This window comes from Kribbella sp. NPDC051936, from assembly GCF_040680955.1.
Lineage (GTDB): Bacteria > Actinomycetota > Actinomycetes > Propionibacteriales > Kribbellaceae > Kribbella.
In genome coordinates this window covers 542,641-568,455 of the sequence record NZ_JBFAXS010000001.1, presented here as the reverse complement: position 1 = coordinate 568,455, position 25,815 = coordinate 542,641, and the positions used below count along the sequence as shown (strand labels likewise).

Here is a 25,815-nt window from a genome sequence, read left to right as displayed (position 1 = left end):
CTTCCTGCCCATACGTCGAAGGAGGCCGCCAGGAATCGACACGGTCCGCCAAACTTTTCCCGATGACCCACTCAGTCGAGATCTCCGGCGCCACCCTCACCAAGCACTACACCTCGTGGTCCCGCGACGAACCCACCCGCGAGTGGACCGCCCTGACCCTCCTCTCCCGAACAGCTCCCGGCCTGACCCCGGTCCCCCTCGCCTTGTCCGCAGGCGACACCCCGTGGATCACGATGACGCTCGTCCCCGGCCACCCTCTTCAGCCGCCCCTCATCCAGACCACAGCCGTCGGCGACGCCCTTGAGACGCTCTGGTCAGCCCCGTTCGACGGCCTGCAGCAGATCGATCTCCAAGCACTGGTCGACCGCACCCGCACCGGCCTGACCGCACTCGCCGACACGACAGGCGTGATCGGCCAAGCCGCCCGTACCTGGCTGGACAACGAGCCGCCCGACCTGACCGTCGTACAGGACCCGGTCGTCGCACACGGCGACCCGAACCTCACCAACTACCTCTGGGACGGCACCCGCGTCCGCATCGTCGACTTCGAGGACGCCGGCTCGGGCGACCGCGCGGTCGAGCTGGCAAACCTCGTCGAGCACCTGTCCTGGCGCCAGGCCGACCCAAGCCCGCTGGTTCGACGATTCGAGGTGGACCCGTACCGTTTTCACCAGGCGCGCACCCTGTGGGCCGGCTTCTGGCTGACGCTGATCGGACCGGGCGGCCCCAGCGCCCACCGCAATCCACCCGGGACCGTGGCGGCGCAGGCGCGGCGAATCCTCAGGCTGGCAGCGGAATGACTTCGAGGCGGTCGAGATCGGCGAGGATGTCGATCTCGGTGATCCGGCCGTCGGTGACGGTCAGCGCCATCACGCCCATCAGCCGCCCGTTGACGACGGTGATCGCGCCGGGCAGCCCGTTGATCAGCGCCGGCTCCGTGTACGGCGCCATCCGGCTGAACATCAGCGCCTGCTCGACAACCGCCTTCGCGCCGCGGACGAGCTTCGACACCGCAGGCCCAGCGAACTCCGCGCTCGCCGTACCCGCGTCCGCGCGGAGCAGCACGTCCGGATCCAGCAGCGACAGCAACGCCTCGAAGTCACCACCGCGGGAGGCCGCCAGGAACGCCTCCACGATCACCCGCTGCCGGCCGGTGTCCCCGTCACTCGCCGGCGCGCCCTGGACCCGGCGCCGCGCGCGGCTGGCCAGCTGACGCGTCGCGGCCGGCGACTTGTCCACAATCGTGGCGATCTCGTCGAACCCGACGCCGAACATGTCGTGCAGCACGAACGCCAGTCGCTCAGCCGGCGACAACGTCTCCAGTACGACGAGCAGCGCCAGCCCGATCGCATCCGCCTGGACCGCCTCGTCCTCCGGTCCCGGGGAGCCGATCACCGGGTCGGGCACATAGGTGTCGAGCGAATCCTCCCGCCGCGACTTACGGCTGCGCAGCATGTCCAGACAGACCCGCGACACCACCGTGGTCAACCAGCCCGCCAGGTTGCCGACATCGCTCACGTCGGACCGGCTCAGCCGCAGCCAGGCCTCCTGTACGGCGTCCTCGGCCTCAGCCACCGACCCGAGCATCCGGTACGCGACCGCACGTAAGTGCCCGCGGTTCTCCTCGAACCGCCGCGCCAGCTGCTCATGCTCGTTCACCGCTGCCTCCTCAGTGCCCTGACGGATCAGCCCACCATGATGTGACAGAGGGCCGGATCGGCCGATCATGGGGGCATGACTCAGCCGGTGTTCGCGGACGACTTCGACGCGTCGGCCCTGGATCTGTCCGTGTGGTCGCCGTACTACCTACCGCAGTGGAGCTCGCGTAGTGCGTCCGCCGCGACGTACGGCCTGGCCAACTCGTGTCTGACGCTCAGCATCCCCGTCGAGCAGGCCATCTGGTGCGCCGGCTCGCACAAACCGGACCTGCGCGTCTCCGGCATCCAGTCGGGTAACTACTCGGGTCCTGTGGGCAGCACGGTCGGCCAGCAGCCATACCGTGACGGTCTGCTCGTACAGGAGGAGCAGGAGCCATTCTGGGGCTGGACCGCGGACGGCGGGCACGTCGAGCTGCGGGCCAGGGCTGACATCGCTCCGGGCTCCATGGTGTCGCTCTGGATGGTCGGTCTGGAGGACCAGCCGGACCGCTGTGGGGAGATCTGTGTCATGGAGGTGTTCGGCGACACGGTCGTCCCCGGTGAGTCCGCCGCGGTCGGCATGGGGCTCAAGACCATCCGCGACCCCGCCGTACCTCAGGACTTCGAGGCGGTGCGGTTGCCGATCGACGTCCGGGAGTTCCACATGTACGCCGTGGTGTGGTCCGGCGGTACGGCGACGTTCTCGGTCGACGGCGCGGCGATCCGCAGCTGCCGGGGCGCACCGACGTACCCGATGCAGCTGATGCTGGCGGTGTTCGACTTCCCCGAGCAGTCCGGGCGGGACCACGTCCCCACCTTCACCGTCGACCACGTCCGGCACCGCGTGCGCTAAGGTCGGTGGCATGTTCCAGCGCGCGAGTATGTGGTGGGCCGTCGACCAGACGGCCTGAATCCGCGCGTACCCACCCGGCCGTCTCCTGCGAGGCGGCCGTTGTCATGTTCTCCTCGTGGGCGGCCCAGCACCCTGAGGAATGCCGATGGCAACAACACTCCGGACGTGGTCCGGTCTGATCTCCGCGCTCCTGGCCGGCTCCGACTTGTCGGCTGCGGACACCGGCTGGGCGATGGACCAACTGGTGCTGGGCGACGCGTCTCCGGCGCAGATCTCCGGGTTCTTGATCGCATTGCAGGCAAAGGGAGAGACCGCGGACGAGCTCAACGGGCTGGCCGAGGTACTGCGCTCGCACGCGACGCCGGTGCGGATCGACGGACCGTTCGTCGACATCGTCGGAACAGGCGGCGACCGTACCGGCGCGGCCAACATCTCCACGATGGCGGGCGTGGTTGCAGCAGCGGCCGGTGCCACCGTCGTGAAGCACGGTGGGCGGGCCGCGTCCTCATCTGCTGCTGGTAGCGGGGATCTGGTCGAGCAGCTCGGAGTTCCACTCGACCTGTCGGCCTCTGACGCGGCTCGGATGGCGGCGGAGGTCGGTCTGACCTTCCTGTTCGCTCCACGCTTCAATCCGGCCCTGCGGCAAGTTGCCGTCGTACGGCGTGAGTTGGCAGTGCCGACTGCGTTCAACGTGCTCGCGCCGTTGCTGAATCCGGCCCGCCCTCAGCACCAGCTCGTTGGCGTGGCCAACCCACGCATGCTGCCCGTGCTCGCAGGTGCGCTCGCCGAGCGGGGCACGTCCGCACTGGTCGCCCGTGGGGACGACGGGCTCGACAAGCTCACCACGACTGGCTACTCACGGCTGTGGGTCGTGCATGGCGGGTCCGCGTCGGAGGTCGTCTTCGACCCACGCTCGCTGGGGCTGCGGCCGTCGTCCTTGGCAGAGCTTCGTGGCGGCAGTGCGGCGTTCAACGCACAGCTGCTGCGCCGGCTGGTCGACGGAGAACGCGGACCCGTGCGGGACGTCGTACTGCTGAACGCCGCGGCCGCACTGGCGACGCTGTCATTGGAGTTCGGCCTGGAGCACTTGGCTGACTGCTTCGAACGCTGCCAGGAGGCCGTGGACAGTGGACGAGCAGCCGAGACCCTGGACCGCTGGGCCAACCACTCGTTAGCGTGCGGGTGATGCAAGACCTGCTGGACGCCGCACGCGCGGGTGACGAGCACGCCTTCGGACGCTTGGTCGATCCGTGGCGTGGTGAGCTCCACGCGCACTGCTACCGGATGCTCGGCTCCGATGCCGACGCCGAGGACGCTGTCCAGGAGACGTTGCTGCGCGCGTGGAGCGGCCTGCACGGGTACGAGGACCGCGGGTCGATCCGTCCGTGGCTCTACAAGATCGCGACGAACCGCTGCCTGACCCTGATCGAGCGGCGCGGTCGACGTGAGGTGGAGACGCTGGACCCGTATCCGGACAGCAGGCTCACCTGGACGTCCACGCTGACACCAGAGGCCGAGCTTCTGGCGCTGGAGTCCGTTGAACTCGCCTTCGTCGCGTCACTGCAGCACCTGTCCGCTCTGCAACGTGCCGTCCTGTTACTGCGAGATGTACTGGCTTTCAGTGCTCGCGAGGTGGCTGAGTTGCTGGAGACGACGGTTGCTGCGGTCAACAGCGCGCTGCAACGAGCACGGGCTGTCGTGAGCGACGTACCGAGTCAGCAGCAGACACTGCGTGCATTGGGCGAATCGGGCGAGCGCGACCTGGTACGGCGGTACGTGGCGGCCTGGGAGGCGCGTGACGTCGACGCGATCGTGGCCATGCTGGCGGCGGACGCGAAGTACTCGATGCCGCCGCTGCCCGACTGGTTCCTCGGGCGGGACGCGATCCGCGCGTTCCTGCTCGACGGGCCGCTGCGGGAGGAATGGCGCTTCCTCCCGGCTCGCGCGAACGGTCAGCTCGCCTTCGGCACGTACCTGCTTCAGGGCGATCGCTACGTACCCGGCGGGCTGGATGTCGTCGTCCTGCGAGGGCCGGCGATCGTCGAAGTGGTGTCGTATCTGGAAGCGGACTTCCCGGCCTTCGGACTGCCCGCCGACCTGCCGCGATGAGTTTGCCGGACGTCGCGGGTTGTAGGGGGTGAAGACGACCTTCCGAGGGAGAGACATGACTGACGAGCAGGCGATCCGCACCCTGATCGAGACCTGGGTCGCGGCCGTGCACGCCGGCGACCTGGACACGGTGCTGGCGCATCACGCACCCGACCTGGTGATGTTCGACGTGCCCCCGCCGTACGACGGTGTGCGCGGCCTGGACGCGTACCGCGACACCTGGCCCGGCTTCTTCGAGTGGCAGAAGTCCGGTGCCTCCTTCGAACTGGAATCGCTGGACGTGACCGCGGGCGCCGACGTCGCGTTCGCCTTCGCCTTGCTGCACTGCCGCACCGGGGACGACGATCCGCGACAGTTGCTGCGGCTCACGATCGGTCTCCGCAAGATCGACGGCCAGTGGACCGTCACGCACGAGCACCATTCGTTCCCGCACGAGGACTCGGCGGCTCCCGAGATCACGGCGGTGTTGGACCGCTGGAGCGCGGACACGACCGCGGGCGACCTGGACGCCCTGATGGAGCCGGTCGCCGAGAACGTCGTCTCGTACGAGATCGACGGCAACTACACCGGAAAACAAGCCGTCCGCGAGGTCTGCGCCGCCGGCCTGGCCTCGAGCCCGGACCCAATCACCTTCACCGTCCCCGACCCGACCATCGAATCCGCCGACAACCTGGCCGTCGCCTGGTCCGTCGACCACGTCACCGCCGACGGAACCGAAACCACCTCACGCGCCACCCGCGTCTTCCGCCGGACCGCCACCGGCTGGCAACTGATCCACCAGCATCTGTCCTATCCGGCGTCCTAGCCCGCTGCGAACCGCAGGATGGTGTCGGTCACCAGCTGTGGTTCGCGGAGGCTCGGGAAGTGGTCGGTGCCGGGGAGCCAGACGAACTGGCAGCCGGGGATGCGTGCGGCGGTGGCGCCGGCCACGGCTGCGAGGATCGGGCGGTCCTTGTCGCCGACCATGACGACCGACGGGGCCTGGATCTCGTGCAGCCGGTCGTAAACGGGCGGATCCGGTTTCAGGTACTCGTCCTGGTCGAACCACGCCGGGACAGCGGCGCGCAGCTGCGCGACCACGGCGTCGTCAGCACCCGCTGCAGCCCAGTGCCGCAGGCCGAACTGTACGAGGCCCTCCACGTCCCGGTCCGCGGCCAGTACGTCGTACTGCGCGTCCAACTCCGGCTCCTCCGGCATCGGGAAGCCGGGGATGCCTGGACAGAGCAGCACCAGCCCATGGGCCCGCTCCGGATGCGCCAGCGCGAAGCTGAGCGCAGTACTGCCGCCCATCGAGCAGCCGACCAGCAGGACCCGTTCCAGGTTCAGCTGGTCGAGGACTGTCTCGAGGTCGCCGAGCAGCGAGAACTCAGTTGTCGGTTGCGGTGAGCGCCCGTACCCGCGAACGTCGTACCGGACAACTCGTCTGCCGTCGAGCCCGGGCATCACGAGGTCCCACGACCGCGAGTCCCCGATGCCTGGGTGCAGCAGCACGATCGGCACTCCGTCGCCGGCCAGGTGCTCGGTCCAGACCGTGTCTTGCCCGACCGGGATCGTCAGTTCCATCTCTTCAGCATGCCCGTCCGTGCGTACCAATGCCCGCCAGCTCGCAGGTGCTTGACGAACGCTCTTTGCAGCGTGGTCTCCTGCGGGATCTTGGCGAGGTCCTCGTCAGTCAGTTGGTGATCCGGGACTTCCAGGTGCAAACCGAGCCGCATCAGCTCACGGTCGCCCTCGGTGGGCTCCTCGGGCGGCAGCAGCGGCAGCAGGTCGAAGCGGCGCTGGAAACGGATGATGTTCGACTCCGGGCGCAGGTACTCGGCCAGCTGCGGGTCCAGCAGCCAGGAGTGGCAAACGAGCCCGGCGATCGGCTCCTCCGGGTACCAGCGTTCGAACGACGCGACCGCGGTTGCGATCGACTCCTCCGACTCCTGCGCGTCGAGCGGGCCGATCGGTGGGATGTGGATGGAGAGCACATGGCCGGACACACCGTCGCCCAGACCCATGTGCGTGCGGGTGAAGTCGTGCCGGCCGATCTCGTAGTCGGCTCCGCGGAACCTCAGTGGCGGGCCCCAGAGCGGCATCAGCCCGACGCCGGCACAGCCGAAGATGTGCCGGTGCGTGCCCATCACCCCACCGAGCGCCGAGACTGTTGCGACCGTCACGGACTCCGGTACGCCGCGCTGCTCATGCAGGTCCCGCAGCCTCGGCAGGTTGGCCAGCAGCGCCCACGCCGGCGCGAACAGTCCCGTCGGCGACGCGTCCCGCGGTACTGCGGGCCAGCCTCTGAACCCTGTGGACGGCAGGGCCAGATCCATGTCCCTTTCAACCTCTCCTGCGAGAGCCCACGTGATCGCCCACCACTCGGGCTCGCGGTCGGGATCCGGGCGCGCCGCCAGCATCGCAGCACGATCAGCCGGGTCCACACCGCAGTACGCCAGCAACTCCTCGGCGTCCTCGGGCACCTGTGGGTCGGGGCCGACCTCCAGTCCATCGAACCGCGTCAATGCCTCCTTCGTGAAGCCCACTCGTTCTGCCGCGCTCAGAACGTCCACAGCCGTGTCCTCCCACCTTCGGGTCAGTCCCCTCGACCTCACCACGGGCCGTCGGTCTCGCGCACGACTTTTGTGTCCCAGGTCACGGCTAGGCTCGCCGAAACGTCTATTGAGGGAGTTGGGAATGGCCAAGTTCGGGGAGTCCGACGACCTGGCAGGTGCGGAGTTCGTCGGGGCGAATCTGCGCGGCGCCCGGTTCGTCGAGTCCGATCTGTCCGGTGTGGTGATGCGCGGCATCGACTTGCAGGGCGCGGACATCGACGCGCCCTGGATCGTCGAGCCGGGCGGCAGCCTGAAGGTGAACGGCGTCGAGGTCTCGGGCTATGTCGAGGACGAGCTGAACCGTCGGTTCCCGGGCCGGGCGGAGCGCCGGGCCAAGGACCCGGACGGCCTCCGGGCCGCGTGGGCCGCGGTCGAGCGGACCTGGGCGACGGCGATCGAGCGCGTGGCGACCATGCCCTCGGGCACGGCCGACGTCTCCGTGGGCGGCGAGTGGTCGTTCGCGCAGACACTGCGGCACCTGGTGCACGCCATCGACCTGTGGTTCGGCCGATCGGTCCTCGAGCGCGAGGACTTCCACCCGCTCGGCCTGCGGTACGGCGTGGCAGGCTCGCCCGACCACCCGCCGTACGCCGAGGTGCTCGAAGTCCACGCGAGTCGCTTCGGACTGGTCCGCGACTTCATCGCCACGGTGACACCGGCCGAGCTCGACACAGCCCGTAAGAACCCGCACAACGCGAACCCCGAAACCACGAGATCCTGCCTGCACGTGATCCTCGAGGAAGCTTGGGAGCACTACCGTTTCGCCACCCGAGACCTCGACACCATCGCCGCGAGCTGATCGGCCGCTGTCAGAGCCGCAGCAGTCCCGCGGCGAGCGACTCGCGCAATCCGGCGGGCGGCTCCTGGTAGCCCTCTTCCCACAGCGCACCGGGAAAGCCGCCGGCCGCGAATGCCGTGTTGAGGTCGTCGACGAACCAGATCGTCGGCCCCACTTTCCCGTCGATTCCCACGGCCGGCAGGTCGATGCCGTACGGCGCGTCTCCGCTGATGTTCGCCTTGTGGAGCTCGTCGGGCGCGTAGTCGAGCTGGAACGCGATACCGGCCTCCTGGCGCGTGGTGTCCTTCAGGTACGCGGCGTGCTCGGCCTCGAAGTAGGAGCGCGAACCGCCGTGCTCTGCCCATTCCAGCTGCACCACCAGCGGATCCGCGAGCATGCTGGTCGGCCAACCCGGCAAGTCCCCGACGAGCCACACGTCGCCCACCTGCCGGATCCATGCGCTCACCGTCATCGGGAACGGCGCGAACGTCGCCTCCAGCCAGTCGGCCAGCGCGTCCGCGTCCGGCGACGGCGGAACATGGGCACGACACGGCGTCCCCTCGTCGTCGTTCACCTCCGCCCGGAACCCCTGCGCCTGCAGCCGCTCGACGACCATCTCGACGTTCCTGCGAGCCCGGCCGGCGAATTCCCGCGCCACCGCCTCGGCGTCCTCACGATACGGAGCGTCGAAGACCCGAAGGCCGAGACCGCGCAGGTCGCGCCATACGTCGTCGGGATCACCGGACACGTACCGCGCGTGAAAGCTCACCATGGCCGCAATCCTTGCAGAGCGCGACCACCGCCGCCGACACAGCACGGGCCACGTCGGCCTTCGGTCGACGGCCAGGTGCCAGTGCGCCGGGAGCTGCACTCCAATGGACCCAGGGTGTCCGCGCGGCCACTCTGAATGGTCGCCCGCTTCGACGGCTGGACTCTGGTACTGGCCTGGGGAGAGCCTTTGAACATGCCTTCCCAGGGGGGTCTGGTCGGACGGGAAGCCGAGCTTGCCTTGGCTGCGGCTGCCGTGCGCGATCTGAGCGAGGGCAAGGCGTCGACGCTGGTGATCGAGGGGGAAGCCGGCATCGGCAAGACCCGGCTGGTGGACTGCATCGTCGAGGACGCGCGTTCTCGTGGAGTTGCCGTGTACGGCGGCCAGGCGCATCCCTTCGAGCGCACCCGCCCGTTCGGTGTGGTTGCTGAGGCCCTGAGTCTGAGCCGGCGGTCGCCCGACCCGCGCAGGGCTGCGATCGGCGAGCTGCTGGACGGCCGGGGCGCGGGGATGTCTGCGCCCGCCGCCGGCGACATCCAGTACAGGGTCGTTGAGGAGATTGTGGACCTGGTCGACAGCATGTGCTCGAAGAGCCCGGTGCTGCTGGTGGCCGAGGACATCCATTGGGCCGACAGCGCAAGTCTCTTGACGATCCTGTCGGTGGCGCGGCAGCTCCCCCTGGCGGCGTTGCTTGTCGTGGTGACAGCCCGGTCCTCGCCGCGGTCGGCTGAGCTGGAACTGCTGCTCACCGATCTAGCGGCCGGGGGCGCGCACACCCTGCAGCTCCAGCCGCTGTCGCCCGACGAGGTGGCCGCGCTCGCCCGCGACGCGCTTGGGGCTTCTCCTGGCCCCACTTTGACCGCGATGCTGACCAAGGCCGGTGGGAACCCACTGTGGGCCGTGGCCACGGTGCGCTCACTGGTCGATGACGGCCGGCTGCGCCGCATCGGGGACATCGTCGACGTCACGACATCGGAGCTGCCGGCCTCGCTGAGCGACCTTGTGGTTCGGCGCCTTCGCGACCTGCCCCCGGCAGCGCTGGAACTGCTGCAGGTCACGGCTGTTCTGGGCGACTCCGTTTCACTTCGCGACGTCGCAGCCGTGACCCGCCAGCCGCCGGCCGAGGTGGTCCGGCATCTCAGCCACGCGTTCGACGCTCAGCTCCTGGACGTGGCCGACGAACGCGTCGTGTTCCGGCACCAGCTCGTGCACGACGCGATCTACCAGCACGTGCCGCCCGCGGCCCGCCGTCTTCTGCACCGTGAGGCAGCGGTCGTACTCATGGCGGGGGGCGCGGATCGACTGGACGTGGCGGATCATCTGATCCTCGGCGCGGAGCGGGGTGACGAGCAGGCGGTTGCCTGGTTGCGGGACGCCGCCCGTGAAGCGTCGGCTCGGTCGCCGTCCGTCGCCGTCGAGCTCACGCGCCGCGCCGACGCGCTGCTGCCCCGCGGTCATCGCGAGGCGGATCTGGTGTCGGCGGAGTTGGTCCAGGCGCTGCTGCGCGCCGGGCAGCCTGCCGAGGCGTCCGACCGCGCACAGGCGGTGCTCGCGCGGCCGCACGCCATCGAGGTGCACACACCGTTGCGCGTGGCGCTGGTCGGTGCGTTGGCTCTCCAGAACCGTGCCGCCGAGCTGTCCACCGTCGTCCAGGCCAGCTTCGCCGACCCTGTCCAGCTTCAGCCCTCCGACCGGGTGCTGATGCTGGCCCAGCAGAGCTGGGCCCTGACCTATACGGGCGATCCGAGGGCAGGCGAAGCGTCCGCCGGCCAGGGACTGGCCATCGCCGAGCAGGCGAGCGATCCGGCGATGACGGTGTGGGCTCTGACGGCGTTGATGGTGGCGGTGGGCCGGCAGGGCCGCTTCGGTGAAGCGCTGGTCCACGCCCGGCGCGCATCGCTACTGGCTGAGGACTCGCCCGACACGAGATCGCTGCCGCTGCGGCCGAAGTTCTTTCTCGGCCTGGCGCTGTTCGACTGTGACCTCGTCGGTGAGGCGCGAGCGGCGTACCGGGCTGCTCTCGACGACGAGTTCGGCGCGGGATGGTGGCTCTCCGAGACGCTCATGGCCGACGCCCAGGCGTCCTTCGCGCTCGGGGAGTGGGACGACGCCGTACCCGGCCTGATCGCCGGCGGCCGGACCGCGCTGGAGAAGGGCAACCCGCTCTTGGTGTCTCAGTCCCTCGCCTACCGGGCCATCATCGCGACGGGCGTGGGGGATCATCGGACCGCCGGCGAGCTGACCGCCGGAATCGCCGCCTCGCTGGACGGCGACCAGCTCAGCTACAACGCTGGAGTCCTCGCCTTCGCGGTGGCGGGACTCAGGGTGGCCCAGGGCGATCATCAGGCTGCCTACGATCTGCTGCTGCGGTGCTGGCGGTTCGACGCGGCACGAGAGAGCCGTTTCTACCATCGCTGTCTCGCGCCCGATCTCGTGCGTCTGGGCCTGGAGCTGGGCCATCGTGACCTCGCGGCCGAGGTGGCCGGCGCCGTAGCGGAGGGAGCGGCCCTGGCACCGGAGGTGCCGACCGTTCAGTCCCTGGCGCTGCGCTGCCAGGGCATGGTCGACGGCGAGGTCGAGCCGATGCTCCATGCCGTCACACTCGCCCGCCAGGCCCCGCTCCTGGTCGAGCACGCCGGCGCCTGCGAGGACGCGGCAAGGCTATTGGCCCACGGCGGGCGGCGGGACGAAGCAGCGACGCTGCTGACCGAGGCACTGGAGCGCTACGAGCAGGCGGGGGCCGACGCCTGGGCGGGCCGCGTCCGGGCGCGGTTGCGTGAACTCGGCATCCGGCCTGGCCCCCGTGGGTCGAGGCACCGCCCGGCCGGCGGCTGGGACAGCCTCACCACGACGGAGCAGGCAGTCTCGCGGCTGGTGGCAGAAGGACTCACGAACGGTGCCGTGGCCAGGCGGCTCTACATCTCGCCGCACACCGTCAACACCCATCTCCGGCACGTGTTCGCCAAGCTGGGCGTCTCCAACCGGGTCGCGCTCGCCACCGCCGTACATCACACGATCGAGTGATGTCTTCGCCGCTCGCGGCTCAAAGAATCGATCGCAGGCAGCAACGCACGCTGCAACCACAGACTAAGGGGGGCGCCACGATGGACCACGCTGCGACGATGCGGACTACCTACGAGCTGATCAACGCGGGAGACCTCGCGGGGTTCGGCGACCTGGTCGCGGACGACTTCGTCGAGCACCAGGGCGGGCCGGGCTTTCCGACCACGAAGGAGGGCACGCTCGACTTCTTCCGGGCGCTGCTGACCTCCTTTCCCGACTTTCGGATGAACGTCGAGGATCTGATCATCGACGGCGACAAAGCCGTGGCCCGAGTCAGGGTCACCGGGACCCACCAGGGCGACTTCATGGGTGTGCCGCCATCCGGCAAGAGCGTCGAGGTGGACCTCATCGACATCATGCGATTCGACGGAGCCGGCCTGCTCTGCGAGCACTGGGGCGTCGCGGACATGCTGTCGCTCATGCAACAGCTCGGCGTCGTCCCCACAGCCGCTCCGGCGTAGCACAACCCGGCTCTCACCGCCGGGTGTCCCGACCACACCACACAAGGAGGAGTTATGCCCACGATCATCGTGACCCACGACGTCACCGACACCGACCACTGGCTCACATCACCGAAGCGTGAAGAGCTCCTGCCCTCGCTGGGCGCCAGCAATCTCCGGACGTTCGTGAACCCTCAGGACCGGACCAAGGTCGGACTGGTCATGGACATCGCGGATCTCGACGTTCTCTTCGCCGTGCTGGCCAACCCGTCGGACGAGCTGGCCGAAGCAATGAAGTACGACACCGTCGTCCCCGAGACGATGGCGATCCTTGTAGCGTCCTGAACCACCGCGATGCGCTCGAGAGCTACGAGCGCAGGGACGACGAGTTTGCCCGGACGGCGAGCCCTGGCGGAGTGCAGTGCGAATCAAGCTCGGGGTGCCTGACCAGCAGCCGGGCAACCCGTCCCGATTTCAAACCGCTCGCAGCGCCTCCGCCAGGCCGATCACAGTTCCTTCTCCGGGAAACCGACGCCGTAGTTCCTGGTCCAACTCGCTCGCGATCATCCGCAAGCGCACCTTGCTCTGCCGCCTTCCACACCGAGGCCAACAGCCTGCTCCAAATCACCATCACGCCCGGCAACAGTTCGGTGCCTTCCGGCGCGATGTCGTCGCTGATGACGGACTGGCGCCCTGAGCAACTGCCTGTCCACGGCGCGGTGCATCGACAGCCGGACGAACTGGCCTTGTGTCAGGGCGAACCAAGCGGTCATCTCGTACCCAACGACCTCCGGGCGTCCCGCCGCCGCGCCGAGCTCGGCGGCCGCAACGCGTGTGGATTCCGCGGCTGTTCGCATCCCGCGAGCCAACGCCGGCCACCAGCAGATCCGTATGCGCCCTCGCCGGGCTCCAGGCGCTGCTCGACACCTCCGTCGAGGAGGACAACCACCGCCGCCCGGACCGGTCCCTGCCCCACCGAGCCACCCCGGCCACCGCCTACCACGCCCGCCCGAAAGCCGGCCCCAGCACCGACCGGACCGGCGAACTCCTCCGCGACCTGGTCCTCGACCCAGACCGCGACTACCACCCCACCGGCAGACCACCCGGACCCATCCCCAAGAACACCAGGTGAACCCACGAATCGTGGGTTCACCTGTCGCCGATGTCTTGAGACATCACAGAGCGGAGGGTGTGGGATTCGAACCCACGATGACGGTCACCCGCCATACCGGTTTTCAAGACCAGCGCACTCGGCCGCTATGCGAACCCTCCTGGCGGTTGCCGCCGAGGGTTGAGGATACCGGGTGGAAACGGAGTGCGGGGGTGGGGAGGGGCCGGTAGGGTCGGCGCAGCGGCGAGGTCGTCGCTGTGGGTACGGACGGAGGTGGGAGCAATGTCTCGGTCGTTCGAGGGCATCGCACACACCGGCCGGTCGGCACGTTGACGTTCTGACCGGGCGGGACCGGCCGGCTGCACGGCCGGGGTCCATCGATTCGTCATGCCCTCAGGAGTTCATATGCGTTCTCTCGGTGCCTACCTGGCTCCGTCCGAGCTCGGACCCGATTTCCGGAAGATCTTTCCGGCCGCGATCATCTCCAACCTCGGCGACGGTGCGCTGATCGCCGCCGGTCCGTTGCTCGTCGCCTCGATCACCAGTGAGCCCGCGGCGGTCGGTGCCGCCGCGTTCGTCCAGCAGCTGCCCTGGCTGTTGTTCGCGTTGTTCAGCGGCGTCCTCGTCGACCGGCTCGACCGCCGGTTGATGATCGTTGCCGCAGACACCTTTCGCGCGATCGTCCTGGCCGCGCTCGGTCTCGCCGTACTGCTCGACACCGCTCCGCTCTGGGCGGTGTACGTCGCACTCTTCCTCCTCGGTACGGCGGAAACGCTTGCGGACAACGCATCCGGCGCGCTGCTGGTCGGCGCCGTACCGAAGGGTCACCTCGGAAAGGCCAACGCCCGGCTGTTCGCCAGCGGCACTGTGCTCCAGCAACTGGGCGGACCGCCGCTGGGCGCACTGCTGTTCGCTGCGGGGGCCGGTATCCCGCTGGTCTTCGACGCGATCACCTTCGCCGCCGCGGCGACCCTGATCGCCCGCGTCGCCGTCCGTCCGCCGTTGCCGGACGACTCCACGCGGACAGCCATCTGGCAGGAGGTCCGCGAAGGAGTTCGCTGGCTCTGGCACCACTCCGGCGTACGGACGCTCGCCTTGTCGATCCTGATCATGAACATCACCTTCTGCGCCGCGTTCGCGACTTGGGTGTTGTTCGCGCGCGAGCGGCTCGGTCTGACCGAGACACAGTTCGGCCTGCTCGTGTCAGTCGGCGCAGTGGGCGGTGTACTTGGCATGCCGACGTACCACTTCCTGGAGCCGCGCGTGGGCTCTGTGACGCTGCTACGCGCCGGGCTGGTCATCGAGACGACGGTCCACCTCATCTTGGCGCTCACCAGGAGCCCGTGGGTCGCCGGCGCGACCATGGCGGTGTTCGGTGTCCACGCGGTGGTGTGGGGCATCGTGTCGACTACAACGCGTCAGCTCGCCACACCGGACGCTCTGATGGGCAGAGTGAACAGCGTGTACCTGCTGGCCTCAGTAGGCGGTGCAGCGATCGGCTCCGCACTGGGCGGCGTACTGGCGCAGCGGTTCGGTCTGGCCGCACCGTTCGCGATCGCCTTCGTGGCGATGGTGGTGATGACAGTGGTCGCCTGGCGCCCGCTCCGGAACGTCTCGGTACGACGGGTGTCCGCGGCCGACTGAAATGGGTTGGAATGGACTGGCGAGCGCTTGCTACGGTTCGCCAGCCGCCGAACACGACCCGATGGGAGCGCTCCGCCATGCCCGCAGCCGCGTCACTCGGACTACCGAACGTGCGCGGCCGGGTCCCACTGCTGGCCGGTCTGGCGATCGACTCGTTCGGCGGCGGCTGCGCCGGCCCGCTGCTGTTGCTGTTCATCAACAAGGTCGCCGGCATCCCGCTCGGCACCGCCGGTGTGATGCTGACGGTCGCGACGCTGTTCTCGATCGCGGCCCCGGCCGCGGTCGGAGTGGTGATCGATCGGGTCGGCCCGCGGAACCTGGTGGTGGCCGCCCAGTTCGCGCAGGGCCTGGCGTTCACCGGCTTCTTCTTCGGGCGGTCGATGTGGCTGCTGTTCCTGTGCGCGCTGGTCACGACGACCGGGCAGCGCGTGTTCTGGTCAGCGATCTTCAGCCTGCTCGACGATGTCGCCGACGAGGGCGAGCGGGACAAGTGGTTCGGCTTGGGCGGCATGATGCAGGCCGGCGGCCTCGCTCTGGGCGCGCTGGTGGCTGGGTGGTTGCTGGCGATCGGCGGCGACGCACCGTTCCTTTTCGCGATGGCTCTCAACGCCGTGACGTTCTACGTCGCCGGGCTGCTCCTCCTGCGGCTGCACCCGTCACACCATGCGCGGGCCGACCAGGACAGCGGACCGGCGCCGCAGTTGCGCAAGGACAAGACGTTCCTGGCGCTGATCGCCGCCAACACGTTGCTGGCACTCTGCACGATGATGCTCGGGGTAGGCGTGCCCGTGTACGTCACCGAGGCGCTGGCGGTGCCGAAGTGGCTGGTCGGTGTACTGATCGCGGCGACGTCGGTCGTGCTGGCGACCGGGCAGACGCTCGTCGTACGGCACACCGAGCGCCGGCGTCGTACGAACGTCATGGTGGTCGCCGGCATCACGTACGCCGCCTGGGCGCTGCTGATGGCGTTGCAGGTGCACATCCCCGGCGGATGGGTCGTACCGGTGCTGGTTCTCGCCACGGCCTGCTACGCCTTCGCCGACGTGCTGCACGCGGCGACGAACAACGCCCTGTCGGCCGCGGTGTCGCCGGTGGTCGGCCGGGGCAAGTACCTGTCGTACTGGCAGTACTCGTTCACGTTCGCGAGCGTGCTGGCGCCGGCGTTCTTCGCACAGCTCTTCGAGGTGCATCACGAGCTGCCGTGGGTGGTCCTGGCGGCACTCGCACTCGTCGCGAGCCTGACGTTCTACGTGCTCGCTCGAGTGGCGCCGCGGCTCCGTGCCGAGCGGATCTGACCGGCCAGTTCCTGATCTGTCAGGATGCGTTGCATCGCATCGAACATCTGTTCTAATGTTGGCCCAGTTCGCGGTTCTCCACCCCGGATTCTCCGCCGGACCGAGCCTGCCACCTTCGATGTGGACGGCCCGGAGGACACCGCCGCCCGGGTTGTGAGGACCCGGGCAGTGGAGAGTCCGCATCGACCGGGTACACAAGCTGGAGCGAGGTGATCAAGCGACGAGAGGACAGCGACAGATGCTGCTCGAACACCGCGGCCGTCGACCGGTCGTGCCCGAATCCGCGTACGTCGCCCCATCGGCCGTGCTCTGCGGTGCCGTCGTCCTCGGCGAAGGCAGCAGAGTCCTGCACGGGGCAGTACTGACCGCGGAGAACGGCGAAGTCCGGCTCGGTGAGAACAGTGTGGTGATGGAGAACGCCCTGGTGCGCGGCCGGGCGAACCATCCCGCCCTGATCGGCGACGCGGTTCTGGTAGGTCCCCATGCGCACGTCAACGGCGCCACGGTCGAGGACGAAGTCTTCATCGCCACGGGCGCCGCGTTGTTCCCCGGTTCTGTCGCCGGCGCAGGCGCGGAGCTTCGGATCAACAGCGTGCTGCACGTGAACTCGCGGCTGGAAGCAGGCACGGTCCTCCCGATCGGATGGATCGCGGCCGGCGACCCGGCCCAGCTCTTCTCCCCCGACCGGCACGAGGAGCTGTGGCAGATCCAGCGCGACCTGGACTTCCCCGGGACGGTGTACGGCGTGCCGCGCGGCACGTCCATGCGCGACATCATGGCGCGCCAGTCGGCGTACTTCGGCGAGCACGCTTCGGACCGCCCGGTCGATCCGTCCTGATCCTCAGGCGGTGATCAGGGAGTGCAGTTCGAAGCGACGGACCTGGGCGGGAGAGGAACCTGCGCAGGTCAGGCGGGCATCGACGGTGTCGAGGTGCGCCGAGACTTCGACGGCGAGCGGGCCGTTGGTGGATGCGAGGAGGATTCGCCGGCGGTGGTCGCCGAGGACTTCGACGGATTGCGGAAGGAGATTGCCGACCGCGGGTGAGTGACCGGCGGCGCGGGCGAAGTGCTGAGCGGCTTGGACGGCGGGGTTGAACGCACCTGATCCACGGAGGAGATCGGGTACGACGACACCCTCGTCGTACCGCTTGGCGAGCTCGACGGCGCGGGCCGGTGGGACATGCCCGTAGAACAGGCCGTGGGGCAGGACGACGACGTTCGCCGCGAAGCGGTCACCGCCGATGTGGCTGCATTCCCAGGTGCGTTCCGGGTAGGCGGTCGCCAGCGCTGCGGCGACAGGCCGTCCACGGACGGCGCAGCACGCGTCGTGGCGACCGTGTGTGCAGATGAGATACACCGGTTCGTCGCTGACCTGTCCTGGATCGTTGCCGGCGAGCACCTCGAGCAGGTGCTCGTCAGCCGGCAGCTCACCCCACCGGACAAGCTCACGCCCAGGCCGGCAGTCCACCAGCCCCCAACGCCGCGGCCCGCTCCGATCCACACGTCCATACCGCCGGATCAACACCGGCCGAACCCCCGCCTCACGACACATCCGCGCCACGAGAGCACCCAACTCCCCACCAGACAAACCCTCCCGAAGCCCGCTGTGTCCCAGGGAGGTGAGGGCCTGGCGGGGCCAGGGGGTACGGGATTCGATGAGGAGCCAGCGTTCGGCGGGGGGAGCGGTCGCGGTCAGGGCGTCGCGACGGAGGTCGGCCTGCGCTGCGCAGCCGGTCTCCGGTCGATACCTGACGCCGTCTCGGTCCACACCACCTCACGATACTGTTGCCACTTCAACTACCAGGATCCCCCGACCGCACGCCCGCACGGCGTACCCGGGACCGTCGGCTGGATGAACATCACCGCGAGCCGGCCCAGAGTGGACGACCTACTGGGCGACGATGACGGCCTCGGTGAGGAGGCGGCGGACCAGTACTAGTTGATCCGCGTCGTCGAGGCCTCGGAGGTCACCTACCTTGCACTCAGCGCCGGAGATCAGTTCGGTGACTGCTGCGGCGGTGGCTGGCGGGAAGGTGATGGTGCGGTCGGGTAGTTGCAGGACGAGCGGGTCGCCGGGGACGAGGCGGCAGCGGAGGCCGGCGCGGAGGCGGACCGTCGTGCCGACTGCGAGGGACGCGATCGACGCGGCGTGGGCCAGCGGTGGCAGCGGAGCCGGGCGGTTGCTCGACCACGTGCGACGGCGCAGACGATTGGCCAGCGCGTCCGGGGTCGCCGTACGGAGCACTTGAGTGAAGAGTTCGACCACCTCGGGCAGGACCTCGGCCAGTTGCTCCGGATCGCCTGGGTCGAAGCCGAGGGGAAGCGCAGTGCGCAGCGACGGCTGGTTAGCAGCAAGAGCAGCCAGTTCCTGCACCAACAGGTAGCGCGTCAGCGTGTGCAGCCCCACCGTCAAGTGCGCGCTCACACCACCCAGCGCCTTCGCCGAGTGCAGGAAACCGCGCGGCACGTAGAGCGCGTCACCAGGCCGCAGCACGTCGTCGATCACCGGCGCCTTGTCACGCGCTGCCGCTTCAACGGCCCGCGCGTGGTCGGTCCACGGCTGGTTGCGGAGCGGGTCGACATGGACCGGCTCATGCACAGTCCAGTGCTTCTCGCCGGCGACTTGCAGGACAAACACGTCGTGTACGTCGTAGTGCGCGGCGAACCCCTGCGACTCGGCCGGGGTGATGTACGCGTTGATCTGCACCGGGTGCCCCACGTCGGCCGACAGCTGAGTGGAGAAGTCGACCAGCGCCGGCCACGTGCGATGCAGCGCCTGCAGGACGACGGTGTGCCCGCTGGCGAACAGCGCCGCGACCTTGTCGTCCCGCACCTGGTCCGCGATCTCCGCGCCCACACCGGCCGATCCGGTGAACTGGCCGTCGCCGACCACCGACCCGTTCTTCGCGATCCGCAAGAACGGTGTCCTCAGGCCGCGACGGGACAGGAGTTCGTCCACGGCGTCGAGACTGAACAGGTCGTCGTACGGCGCGGGGAGGTCGGGCCCGTGGGACAGCAAGGCCCGCGAACCCCAGTAGGAGTTGGCGAACTCGTCCAGGTCGCCCGCTACACAGCGCCGGAGGGCCGGGCGCTCAGCTCGCAACAGCTCACGACCGTCCGGCGCCGACTGCTCGGCCGGATGGTTGTTCTGCGGGAACGGCCCGGCCTCCGGCACCGTGGTCACCAGCTTCCGGAGTTCCCGCCGGCGCCGCCGTCCGCGCCGCCATCGGCACCGCCGTCGGTCGCGTTCGGGTTCGCGCCGCCGTCCGCGGGCCCTTCGCCACCAGCGCCACCGTCAGCCCCACCGTCACTGCCACCCGGGTTGGCCCCGCCGTCCGCGACGCCCTCGCCACCAGCGCCGCCGTCCGCGCCACCGTCCTGCGTACCCTGCGAAGCCCCACCGTCGGCAGGCCCTTCGCCGTAGCCGCCACCGGCTCCACCATCTGCCCCGCCGTCGGCACCACCGTCAGCGCCACCGTCCTGCGTACCCTGCGAAGCCCCACCGTCAGCAGGCCCTTCGCCGAAGCCGCCACCCGCACCGCCGTCGGCGCCACCGTCCTGCGTGCCTTGCGAGGCACCGCCGTCGGCCGGCCCTTCGCCGAAGCCCGCGCCGCCATCGGCCCCGCCGTCAGCACCACCGTCCGACGATTGCCCGCCGTACCCGCCACCGGGAGCAGCCGTCGAGCCGCCTCCGTGCTCACCGCTGCCTTCGGACGAGGTGTTCATGTCGTCATCGTCGAGACCCATTGTGCTGCTCCCTTCGCGAACGGCCAGAAGTTGCCCGAGACATACCAACCGGGGCACTGGTCATCTTGTGCGCAAAGTGGACCTCAGCTAAACCCCCGTCGCGTTACAGCGCCAACTCGATTAGCACCTTCACCAAACGGTCGGTGACGTCCTCGGGCCGTACGGCGATCCGCAGCCAGTCGGGCCCGAGCCCGGGGAAGGTGTCCCCGCGCCGCACCGCGAATCCCTGCCCACGCAGGGATTCCCGCACGCCGGCGGCGCCGGGGAGGTGGAAGAGGACGAACGGCGCACGTGCCACGCCGAACGTCGAGAGTCCGTTCACTGTTCGGAGACTGTCAAGCAGATGGACACGTTGGCGTTCGGTGTCGAGCGCCGCCTGCGCCGCTTCCGCGACGGCCCGCTCGTTGCTGCAGGCAATAGCCGCCGCGAGCGCAGGAGTGGACACCGGCCAGTGCGGCTGTACGGCGGCCAGTTGCTCGACGAGTCCCGCGCCGGCGACGAGATACCCGACCCGCAGTCCCGCGAGTCCCCACGTCTTCGTCAGGCTCCGCACCACCACGAGCCCGGGGATCGACGCGCCGACGAGCGATTCGGGCTCCCCCGGTACGGCGTCCATGAACGCCTCGTCGACGACCAGGATCCGGTCGGGCCGCGCCAGCTCGCGCAGCTCGTCGGCGCGGTGCAGCACCGACGTCGGGTTGGTCGGGTTGCCGATGATCACGAGATCCGCATCGGCCGGTACGGCGGACGGATCGAGCACGAACCCGTTCTCGGGCCGCAGGATCACCCGGTCGACCAGGTGCCCGGCCGAACGCAGCGCCGCCTCGGGCTCGGTGAACTGTGGATGCACCACGACCGGGTGCCGCGGCCGGAACGCCCGCGCGATCAACACGAACGCCTCCGCGGCGCCGGCGGTGAGCAGCACCCGATCCGACGCGACGCCGTGCCGGTGCGCGACCGCGGCGACGGCCGCGTCCTGCCGCGGGTATGCGGCGAGGTCGGTCAGGCTCGCCGTGATCGCGTCGAGCAACCAGGGTGGCGGGGTGCCCGCGCGGACGTTGACGGCGAGGTCGACCAACCCGTCGCCGACCTCGAGATCGCCGTGATGCTCCAGATCAAACCCATCCGCCACGCCCAGGAGGCTAACGGGTCAGGGAGTGATCCGGACCAGCCGGTCCGCGCACTGGTCAACGGGGTGTGACGGTGTACCTGCGGTTCTGCAGCGACGGGTTGCGCTTGCGTACGTCGGCCAGCCGCTCGGCCGAGATCTCGGCGACCGCCTGTCCGTCTGCCTCACCCACCGACGCGAGAGCGACGCCCTGCGGGTCGATGACCTGGCTGAGGCCGCAGTACTTCTTGCCGTTCTGTGCGGCCGCCGCGACGTAGCAGGTGTTCTCGACGGCGCGGGCCGTCAGCAGTGTGGTCCAGTGGTGCTCCTTGAGCGGTCCGCGGACCCAGGCGGCCGGTACGACGAGTACCTCCGCGCCGGCGTCGACCAGAGCGCGCGACAGCTCCGGGAACCGCAGGTCGTAGCAGGTCATCAGCCCGAGCGAGTGGTCGCCGACCTGGATCACCACCGGGGCTACGTCACCCGGGGTGAGCTGGTCGGACTCCTTGTACCCGAAGGCGTCGTACAGGTGGATCTTGCGATAAGCGCCGAGCAGTACGCCGTCAGCACCGACAGCCAGGAGCGTGTTGTACGGACGATGCTGGTCGCAGCTGCGCTCGAACATCCCGGCCACGATCGCGACCCCGTGCTCGACCGCGGCCTTCCGCAGGGTCGTGACGAACTCACCGTCCAGCGCCTCGGCGGCCTCCGCCACCGACTCACCCTCGACCGCGAAGTCGGACATCATCGCTTCCGGCAGCACGACCAGGTCCGGCCGGCCCTGCGCCGCGTCCGCGACGAGCCTGGCAACCGCGTCCCGGTTGGCGGCCTTGTCGTAGCTGCTGGCGGTCTGCACCACGGCGATCCTCATCTCCCCATGGTGCCGCACAAACCCACGACTTGAACCTCACGCGACGTGAGCGGATACGACAGGCCGGAGAGGCGCTGATGCCGAAGGACTGATGCGAGACTGCAGCTGTGGAGTTCGATGCGATCGTGCTGGCTGGGGGCGGGTCCACTCGGTTCGGAGGCGTGGACAAGGCCATGCTCGTGCTCGACGGGGTGTCGTTTCTGGATCGGGTACTGACGGCCACGGCACGAGCCGTGTCGACCGTGGTTGTCGGCCCGGTGCGTACGACGTACCGGGACGTGAGCTGGACCGTCGAGGATCCACCGTCGGGCGGCCCGGTCGCGGGACTCGCGGCTGGACTCCAGCACGGGGCCGCACCGATCGTCGTCGTGGTGAGCTGTGACCTGCCGTGGATCACCGACGCCGATGTGACAGCGCTCCTCGAGGGGATCGGGGCGCACGACGGACACGGATTGCGCGACACCGACGGCCAGGAGCAGCAGCTCGCCACCGCGTACCGGCGTACCGCATTGGCCGCAGCGATCCGGCAAGTCGGCGACCCGAGGGACAAGTCGGTACGCCGGACGCTCGCGGGCCTCGACCTGATCTGGACCGACCCGACCCACGCGGGCGACGACGTGGACACCTGGGCGGACCTGGACAACTGAAAACCGCTGGACGCCGTCCATAAGTTCGACGCATGGATGTCGCGCAGCTGGCCCGGGACGCGCTGGGAGTCGAGGCCGGCGAGGTGATCGAACGCACCGGCGGACAACTGAGCACCGTGTACGAGGTGCGGACGGCCGACGATCCGTTGATCGTGAAGGTCTACGCACCGGAGTGGCGCTGGAAGCAGGCCAAGGAAGTCCACGTTTACTCGATGCTCGAGCCCGAGGTCGGCGGCTCGATCCCGCGCGTGCTGCACGTCGCCGACGGCGTCACGATCTTGTCGAAGATCGACGGCGTACCGCTGTCGCAGGTCGAGCCGCCCGACTGGCGGTCGATGTATGCCCAGCTCGGCGAACTGTTGCGCCGAGTGCATCGGATCGGCCAACCGGCGTACGGGTATCTGACCGACGAGATCCTCGACCCGCTGCCTGACAACGACCGGTACATGCGACGGCAGTTCGCGAAGAAGCTGCAGGAGTTCGAGCAGCTCGGCGGCGACGCGAAACTGCACGCCGAGATCGCGACACACGTCGACCGGCACGCGCACCTGTTCGCGGACAACACGGCTGCGGTCCTGTGTCACAACGACGTCCACGAAGGCAACATCCTCGTGGATCCGGACACCTGGCGCGTGAACGGCTTCATCGACGTCGAGAACGCGATCGCCGCCGACCCGCTCGTGGATCTGGCGAAGACGATCCAGTACTCCGTGCACGACAACGCCGAGAAGCTCGCCGGTCTCACCGACGGGTACGGCGTCGTGCCCGGCGACCGGATCGACCTGTACCGGCTCTACCACTCGCTCGAACTATGGGACTGGTTCAAGTCGACAGGCGAGACCACTTACCTCGACTCGATCGCTCGAGACATGGCGAAGCTCGTCGAGCGCTGAGGGTAAGAGGTCGCGCCAAGAGGTGACACCGTCGCGCAGCAGGTGGCATCTCTTGGCGGGACCTCTTAGGTTGGGCCGCATGCGAGCTGTCGTGTGTAGTGGTGCGGGCGGGATCGACGTGCTCGGGATCGGCGAGATCCCGGACCCGGAACCGGCTGTCGACGAGGTGGTCATCGACGTCGTCGCCGCCGGGGTGAACCGTGCCGACCTGCTGCAGCGGCAGGGGTTCTATCCGCCACCGCCCGGCGCCCCGGGCACAATCGGTCTCGAGGTGTCTGGCCGGATCGCCGCGGTCGGCGCCGAAGTCGAGGGCTGGTCGGTCGGGGACGAGTGCTGCGCGCTGCTGGCCGGCGGCGGGTACGCCGAGAAGGTCGTCGTACCGGCTCCGCAGGTGATGCCCGTTCCGGACGGCGTCGACCTGGTGAGTGCGGCCGCGCTGCCCGAGGTCGTCGCGACCGTCTGGTCGAACGTGTTCATGGCCGCGCACCTCAAGCCCGGGGAGACCCTGCTCGTGCACGGCGGCTCGTCCGGGATCGGCACGATGGCGATCCAGCTCGGCGTCGCGCACGGTGCGCGGGTGCTGACCACGGTCGGCAGCGCCGAGAAGATGGAGTTCTGCACCCGGCTCGGCGCGGACGTCGCGATCAACTACAAGGAAGCCGAGTGGGCGTCGGTGGTGAAGGAGGCGACCAACGACGCCGGGGCCGACGTGATCCTCGACATCATGGGCGCCAAGTACCTGACCGACAACGTGAAGACGCTCGCCTACGACGGGCGGCTCGCGGTGATCGGCATGCAGGGCGGCGCGAAGGGTGAGCTGGACCTCGGGCGACTGCTCAGCCGGCGCGGTTCGGTGATCGCGACCGGCTTGCGGTTCCGCTCGGTGGCGGACAAGGGCCGGATCATCGCCGAGGTCGTCGGCCACGTCTGGCCGTTGATCGCGGAGAAGAAGGTCCGGCCGATCGTGCACTCCACGTTCCCGCTGGCCGAGGTCGCCAAGGCGCACGAGACGTTGGAGCAGTCGACGCAGCTCGGCAAGGTGCTGCTCACGCTCTGAGGCGGACCTCCGCCACTCACCAACTCGCGGCCGCGGCCGGTCGTCACGCTCAGCCGGCCGAGGTTTGTGCCGCCGAAGCGGACTTGGTGAGTGCGGGAGATCCGCAGCCCGGGGTCATGGCGCCGTGGGCAGGTTGGCCGCGGCCCATTCCGGGTCGGGCGCGACCAGCTGGATCACGTCGATCCAGGTGCCGGCCGGGTCGCGGACGAAGAAGTGCCGTTGCCCGAACACCTCGGTCACCGGCTCGGTCTCCAGCTCCACACCGCCGGTGCGGAGCGCGGCGGCGACCTGGTCCGCGTCCTCGACGATGAAGCCGAAGACGTTGCTGCTCTCCTTCTGCGCCGACACCGCCGCCGGGATCGTCGGGTGCCCGCGCTCCATGATCGCGAGCTCCCAGTCGGCCGCGCCCCGGCGGAGGGTGATGAACCAGCCGAGGTCGATCCCGACCTGCAGGTCGAGGTACTGCGTGTAGAAGGCGGCGACCTCCGAGGGGTGGTCGGTGACGACGGTCGCGCCGAATGCCGCGGGTTGCATACATTCTCCTGACTACTACAGTTGTTGTTGTTGTGTACGACAGTTGTAGTGGAATTCTGCTAGCCTTGTCAACATGCCCCGGAATCCGGAACGCCGTACCCAGCTGGCCGACGCCGGCCTCGCCGTGCTCGCGGAGGCGGGCGCCCGCGGCCTCACCCACCGCGCCGTGGACGCCGCCGCCGGACTCCCGGCCGGCACGGCGTCCAACTACTTCAAGACGCGTGACGCGCTGCTCGGCGCGCTCGGCGAGCGGATCTTCGAGCGACTGGCGCCGGACGAAGCCGTCATCGCACCGCTCGCCGAGCGCGAGCCCGGCCTCGACCTGATGACGGACTACGTGCACTACATCGTCGAGCGCCTGCTCGGCCGCCCGGAGATCACACTCGCCCTGCTCGAGCTCCGTCTGGAGGCAGCCCGCCGTCCGGGCCTGCACGAGATCCTGTCGCGCACGCTCCGGCAGGGTTTCGATGCCGACGTCGCCTTCAACGCGAACGCAGGTCTGCCGGGCGGCGCCGAAGAGATCCGGCTGCTGCACTTCGCCATCGACGGCCTGGTCCTCGACCAGCTGACGCCCGGCACCGGCCGCCCGTACGACGTGCAGGCGATCACTGCCCGGCTGGTACGACGTCTGACCCGCGACGATTGACGACCGCATACTCGGTATG

At 69.2% G+C, this 25,815-nt stretch carries 26 protein-coding genes and 1 tRNA gene; 16 read left to right on the top strand and 11 right to left on the bottom strand.

Annotated elements, in window-relative coordinates; all coding sequences use genetic code 11:
* The first annotated feature begins 62 nt into the window (after positions 1-62).
* Positions 63-800 carry an aminoglycoside phosphotransferase family protein gene (locus tag AB0L64_RS02890; RefSeq protein ID WP_363707070.1) on the top strand — a complete coding sequence of 246 codons (738 nt, stop codon included), beginning with the start codon at positions 63-65 and terminating at the stop codon, positions 798-800.
* Here the strand turns inward: AB0L64_RS02890 and sigJ are convergent.
* The gene (gene sigJ, locus AB0L64_RS02885; RefSeq protein ID WP_359934495.1) at positions 781-1,659 is read right to left on the bottom strand and encodes an RNA polymerase sigma factor SigJ; all 879 of its coding nucleotides are present in this window, start codon (positions 1,657-1,659) and stop codon (positions 781-783) included. The two genes, AB0L64_RS02890 and sigJ, sit on opposite strands and share 20 nt — an antisense overlap.
* Positions 1,660-1,734: 75 nt before the next feature.
* Between sigJ and AB0L64_RS02880 the strand changes: the two genes are divergently transcribed.
* The 4 genes from AB0L64_RS02880 to AB0L64_RS02865 all read left to right on the top strand — a co-directional run bounded on the left by AB0L64_RS02880 (position 1,735) and on the right by AB0L64_RS02865 (position 5,404).
* A complete protein-coding gene (locus tag AB0L64_RS02880) occupies positions 1,735-2,490 on the top strand; it encodes a glycoside hydrolase family 16 protein (RefSeq protein ID WP_363707067.1) in 756 nt (251 codons plus the stop codon).
* 145 nt (positions 2,491-2,635) lie between these two features.
* Entirely contained in the window at positions 2,636-3,676 is a 1,041-nt protein-coding gene (gene trpD / locus AB0L64_RS02875) for an anthranilate phosphoribosyltransferase (protein ID WP_363707065.1), read from the top strand.
* Positions 3,676-4,599 (top strand): RNA polymerase subunit sigma-70, encoded by a 924-nt coding sequence (locus tag AB0L64_RS02870; protein ID WP_363707063.1) that lies wholly within the window; start codon positions 3,676-3,678, stop codon positions 4,597-4,599. Before trpD ends, AB0L64_RS02870 begins: the two co-directional genes overlap by 1 nt.
* Before the next feature lie 55 nt (positions 4,600-4,654).
* Positions 4,655-5,404 (top strand): nuclear transport factor 2 family protein, encoded by a 750-nt coding sequence (locus AB0L64_RS02865; RefSeq protein ID WP_363707061.1) that lies wholly within the window; start codon positions 4,655-4,657, stop codon positions 5,402-5,404.
* On the opposite strand, the gene AB0L64_RS02860 is transcribed toward AB0L64_RS02865, so the two are convergent.
* Both AB0L64_RS02860 and AB0L64_RS02855 read right to left on the bottom strand, forming a co-directional pair.
* The gene (locus AB0L64_RS02860; protein ID WP_363707059.1) at positions 5,401-6,162 is read right to left on the bottom strand and encodes an alpha/beta hydrolase; all 762 of its coding nucleotides are present in this window, start codon (positions 6,160-6,162) and stop codon (positions 5,401-5,403) included. The genes AB0L64_RS02865 and AB0L64_RS02860 overlap by 4 nt on opposite strands.
* Positions 6,153-7,151, bottom strand: a complete 999-nt coding sequence (locus AB0L64_RS02855; protein ID WP_363707057.1) for an acyltransferase domain-containing protein — start codon at positions 7,149-7,151, stop codon at positions 6,153-6,155. The genes AB0L64_RS02860 and AB0L64_RS02855 overlap by 10 nt, the downstream gene beginning before the upstream one ends.
* 124 nt (positions 7,152-7,275) lie before the next feature.
* Between AB0L64_RS02855 and AB0L64_RS02850 the strand changes: the two genes are divergently transcribed.
* Positions 7,276-7,992, top strand: a complete 717-nt coding sequence (locus AB0L64_RS02850) for a DinB family protein (RefSeq protein WP_363707055.1) — start codon at positions 7,276-7,278, stop codon at positions 7,990-7,992.
* A gap of 10 nt (positions 7,993-8,002) precedes the next feature.
* On the opposite strand, the gene AB0L64_RS02845 is transcribed toward AB0L64_RS02850, so the two are convergent.
* Positions 8,003-8,743, bottom strand: a complete 741-nt coding sequence (locus tag AB0L64_RS02845) for a hypothetical protein (RefSeq protein WP_363707053.1) — start codon at positions 8,741-8,743, stop codon at positions 8,003-8,005.
* 135 nt (positions 8,744-8,878) lie between these two features.
* Here AB0L64_RS02845 and AB0L64_RS02840 point away from each other — a divergent pair, with 135 nt between their 5' ends.
* The 3 genes from AB0L64_RS02840 (at position 8,879) to AB0L64_RS02830 (ending at position 12,588) form a co-directional block, all read left to right on the top strand.
* Positions 8,879-11,764 carry an AAA family ATPase gene (locus AB0L64_RS02840; protein WP_363707051.1) on the top strand — a complete coding sequence of 962 codons (2,886 nt, stop codon included), beginning with the start codon at positions 8,879-8,881 and terminating at the stop codon, positions 11,762-11,764.
* A gap of 98 nt (positions 11,765-11,862) precedes the next feature.
* Complete coding sequence (locus AB0L64_RS02835; RefSeq protein WP_363707049.1) at positions 11,863-12,264, top strand: ester cyclase; 402 nt, start codon at positions 11,863-11,865, stop codon at positions 12,262-12,264.
* A gap of 54 nt (positions 12,265-12,318) precedes the next feature.
* Positions 12,319-12,588: a hypothetical protein gene (locus AB0L64_RS02830; protein ID WP_363707047.1), complete on the top strand. Its 270-nt coding sequence runs from the start codon at positions 12,319-12,321 to the stop codon at positions 12,586-12,588.
* A gap of 838 nt (positions 12,589-13,426) precedes the next feature.
* Here AB0L64_RS02830 and AB0L64_RS02825 read toward each other — a convergent pair.
* Positions 13,427-13,515: transfer RNA gene (locus AB0L64_RS02825), tRNA-Ser, on the bottom strand.
* A gap of 244 nt (positions 13,516-13,759) precedes the next feature.
* Here AB0L64_RS02825 and AB0L64_RS02820 point away from each other — a divergent pair.
* From AB0L64_RS02820 to AB0L64_RS02810, 3 genes are all read left to right on the top strand, one after another.
* Positions 13,760-14,998 (top strand): MFS transporter, encoded by a 1,239-nt coding sequence (locus tag AB0L64_RS02820; RefSeq protein WP_363707045.1) that lies wholly within the window; start codon positions 13,760-13,762, stop codon positions 14,996-14,998.
* Positions 14,999-15,075: 77 nt separating this feature from the next.
* The gene (locus tag AB0L64_RS02815; protein ID WP_363707043.1) at positions 15,076-16,293 is read left to right on the top strand and encodes an MFS transporter; all 1,218 of its coding nucleotides are present in this window, start codon (positions 15,076-15,078) and stop codon (positions 16,291-16,293) included.
* A 238-nt stretch (positions 16,294-16,531) separates the two neighbouring features.
* The gene (locus AB0L64_RS02810) at positions 16,532-17,131 is read left to right on the top strand and encodes a gamma carbonic anhydrase family protein (RefSeq protein WP_355693323.1); all 600 of its coding nucleotides are present in this window, start codon (positions 16,532-16,534) and stop codon (positions 17,129-17,131) included.
* A 3-nt stretch (positions 17,132-17,134) separates the two neighbouring features.
* Here the strand turns inward: AB0L64_RS02810 and AB0L64_RS02805 are convergent, their stop codons facing one another.
* The 5 genes from AB0L64_RS02805 to AB0L64_RS02785 all read right to left on the bottom strand — a co-directional run bounded on the left by AB0L64_RS02805 (position 17,135) and on the right by AB0L64_RS02785 (position 22,019).
* Positions 17,135-18,061 carry a sucrase ferredoxin gene (locus tag AB0L64_RS02805; RefSeq protein ID WP_363707041.1) on the bottom strand — a complete coding sequence of 309 codons (927 nt, stop codon included), beginning with the start codon at positions 18,059-18,061 and terminating at the stop codon, positions 17,135-17,137.
* Between the two features lie 120 nt (positions 18,062-18,181).
* Positions 18,182-19,477 carry a cupin domain-containing protein gene (locus tag AB0L64_RS02800; RefSeq protein ID WP_363707039.1) on the bottom strand — a complete coding sequence of 432 codons (1,296 nt, stop codon included), beginning with the start codon at positions 19,475-19,477 and terminating at the stop codon, positions 18,182-18,184.
* A complete protein-coding gene (locus AB0L64_RS02795) occupies positions 19,474-20,040 on the bottom strand; it encodes a BatC protein (protein ID WP_363707037.1) in 567 nt (188 codons plus the stop codon). Before AB0L64_RS02795 ends, AB0L64_RS02800 begins: the two co-directional genes overlap by 4 nt.
* Positions 20,041-20,143: 103 nt before the next feature.
* A complete protein-coding gene (gene cobC, locus AB0L64_RS02790; RefSeq protein WP_363707035.1) occupies positions 20,144-21,172 on the bottom strand; it encodes an Rv2231c family pyridoxal phosphate-dependent protein CobC in 1,029 nt (342 codons plus the stop codon).
* Positions 21,173-21,227: 55 nt separating this feature from the next.
* Entirely contained in the window at positions 21,228-22,019 is a 792-nt protein-coding gene (locus AB0L64_RS02785) for a carbon-nitrogen hydrolase family protein (RefSeq protein WP_363707033.1), read from the bottom strand.
* A gap of 107 nt (positions 22,020-22,126) precedes the next feature.
* Between AB0L64_RS02785 and AB0L64_RS02780 the strand changes: the two genes are divergently transcribed.
* The 3 genes from AB0L64_RS02780 to AB0L64_RS02770 all read left to right on the top strand — a co-directional run bounded on the left by AB0L64_RS02780 (position 22,127) and on the right by AB0L64_RS02770 (position 24,616).
* Positions 22,127-22,666 (top strand): NTP transferase domain-containing protein, encoded by a 540-nt coding sequence (locus tag AB0L64_RS02780; RefSeq protein WP_363707031.1) that lies wholly within the window; start codon positions 22,127-22,129, stop codon positions 22,664-22,666.
* 32 nt (positions 22,667-22,698) lie between these two features.
* Positions 22,699-23,559 (top strand): aminoglycoside phosphotransferase family protein, encoded by an 861-nt coding sequence (locus AB0L64_RS02775; protein ID WP_363707029.1) that lies wholly within the window; start codon positions 22,699-22,701, stop codon positions 23,557-23,559.
* 79 nt (positions 23,560-23,638) lie between these two features.
* Positions 23,639-24,616, top strand: coding sequence for an NAD(P)H-quinone oxidoreductase (locus AB0L64_RS02770; protein ID WP_363707027.1), 978 nt, complete (start codon positions 23,639-23,641; stop codon positions 24,614-24,616).
* A gap of 114 nt (positions 24,617-24,730) precedes the next feature.
* Here the strand turns inward: AB0L64_RS02770 and AB0L64_RS02765 are convergent, their stop codons facing one another.
* Positions 24,731-25,150: a VOC family protein gene (locus AB0L64_RS02765; RefSeq protein ID WP_363707025.1), complete on the bottom strand. Its 420-nt coding sequence runs from the start codon at positions 25,148-25,150 to the stop codon at positions 24,731-24,733.
* Between the two features lie 73 nt (positions 25,151-25,223).
* Between AB0L64_RS02765 and AB0L64_RS02760 the strand changes: the two genes are divergently transcribed.
* Positions 25,224-25,796, top strand: coding sequence for a TetR family transcriptional regulator (locus AB0L64_RS02760; RefSeq protein WP_363707023.1), 573 nt, complete (start codon positions 25,224-25,226; stop codon positions 25,794-25,796).
* Positions 25,797-25,815 lie beyond the last annotated feature (19 nt).

Bases quoted from the DNA above. Each gene is read 5' to 3' on its own strand.
- AB0L64_RS02850 (WP_363707055.1), top strand. From the start codon at position 7,276: ATGGCCAAGTTCGGGGAGTCCGACGACCTGGCAGGTGCGGAGTTCGTC.
- AB0L64_RS02860 (WP_363707059.1), bottom strand. From the start codon at position 6,162: ATGGAACTGACGATCCCGGTCGGGCAAGACACGGTCTGGACCGAGCAC.
- AB0L64_RS02845 (WP_363707053.1), bottom strand. From the start codon at position 8,743: ATGGTGAGCTTTCACGCGCGGTACGTGTCCGGTGATCCCGACGACGTA.
- AB0L64_RS02880 (WP_363707067.1), top strand. From the start codon at position 1,735: ATGACTCAGCCGGTGTTCGCGGACGACTTCGACGCGTCGGCCCTGGAT.
- AB0L64_RS02760 (WP_363707023.1), top strand. From the start codon at position 25,224: ATGCCCCGGAATCCGGAACGCCGTACCCAGCTGGCCGACGCCGGCCTC.
- AB0L64_RS02820 (WP_363707045.1), top strand. From the start codon at position 13,760: ATGCGTTCTCTCGGTGCCTACCTGGCTCCGTCCGAGCTCGGACCCGAT.
- AB0L64_RS02815 (WP_363707043.1), top strand. From the start codon at position 15,076: ATGCCCGCAGCCGCGTCACTCGGACTACCGAACGTGCGCGGCCGGGTC.
- AB0L64_RS02785 (WP_363707033.1), bottom strand. From the start codon at position 22,019: ATGAGGATCGCCGTGGTGCAGACCGCCAGCAGCTACGACAAGGCCGCC.
- trpD (WP_363707065.1), top strand. From the start codon at position 2,636: ATGGCAACAACACTCCGGACGTGGTCCGGTCTGATCTCCGCGCTCCTG.
- AB0L64_RS02840 (WP_363707051.1), top strand. From the start codon at position 8,879: ATGGTCGCCCGCTTCGACGGCTGGACTCTGGTACTGGCCTGGGGAGAG.
- AB0L64_RS02770 (WP_363707027.1), top strand. From the start codon at position 23,639: ATGCGAGCTGTCGTGTGTAGTGGTGCGGGCGGGATCGACGTGCTCGGG.
- AB0L64_RS02865 (WP_363707061.1), top strand. From the start codon at position 4,655: ATGACTGACGAGCAGGCGATCCGCACCCTGATCGAGACCTGGGTCGCG.
- AB0L64_RS02810 (WP_355693323.1), top strand. From the start codon at position 16,532: ATGCTGCTCGAACACCGCGGCCGTCGACCGGTCGTGCCCGAATCCGCG.
- AB0L64_RS02890 (WP_363707070.1), top strand. From the start codon at position 63: ATGACCCACTCAGTCGAGATCTCCGGCGCCACCCTCACCAAGCACTAC.
- AB0L64_RS02830 (WP_363707047.1), top strand. From the start codon at position 12,319: ATGCCCACGATCATCGTGACCCACGACGTCACCGACACCGACCACTGG.
- AB0L64_RS02795 (WP_363707037.1), bottom strand. From the start codon at position 20,040: ATGGGTCTCGACGATGACGACATGAACACCTCGTCCGAAGGCAGCGGT.
- AB0L64_RS02765 (WP_363707025.1), bottom strand. From the start codon at position 25,150: ATGCAACCCGCGGCATTCGGCGCGACCGTCGTCACCGACCACCCCTCG.
- AB0L64_RS02870 (WP_363707063.1), top strand. From the start codon at position 3,676: ATGCAAGACCTGCTGGACGCCGCACGCGCGGGTGACGAGCACGCCTTC.
- AB0L64_RS02835 (WP_363707049.1), top strand. From the start codon at position 11,863: ATGCGGACTACCTACGAGCTGATCAACGCGGGAGACCTCGCGGGGTTC.
- AB0L64_RS02775 (WP_363707029.1), top strand. From the start codon at position 22,699: ATGGATGTCGCGCAGCTGGCCCGGGACGCGCTGGGAGTCGAGGCCGGC.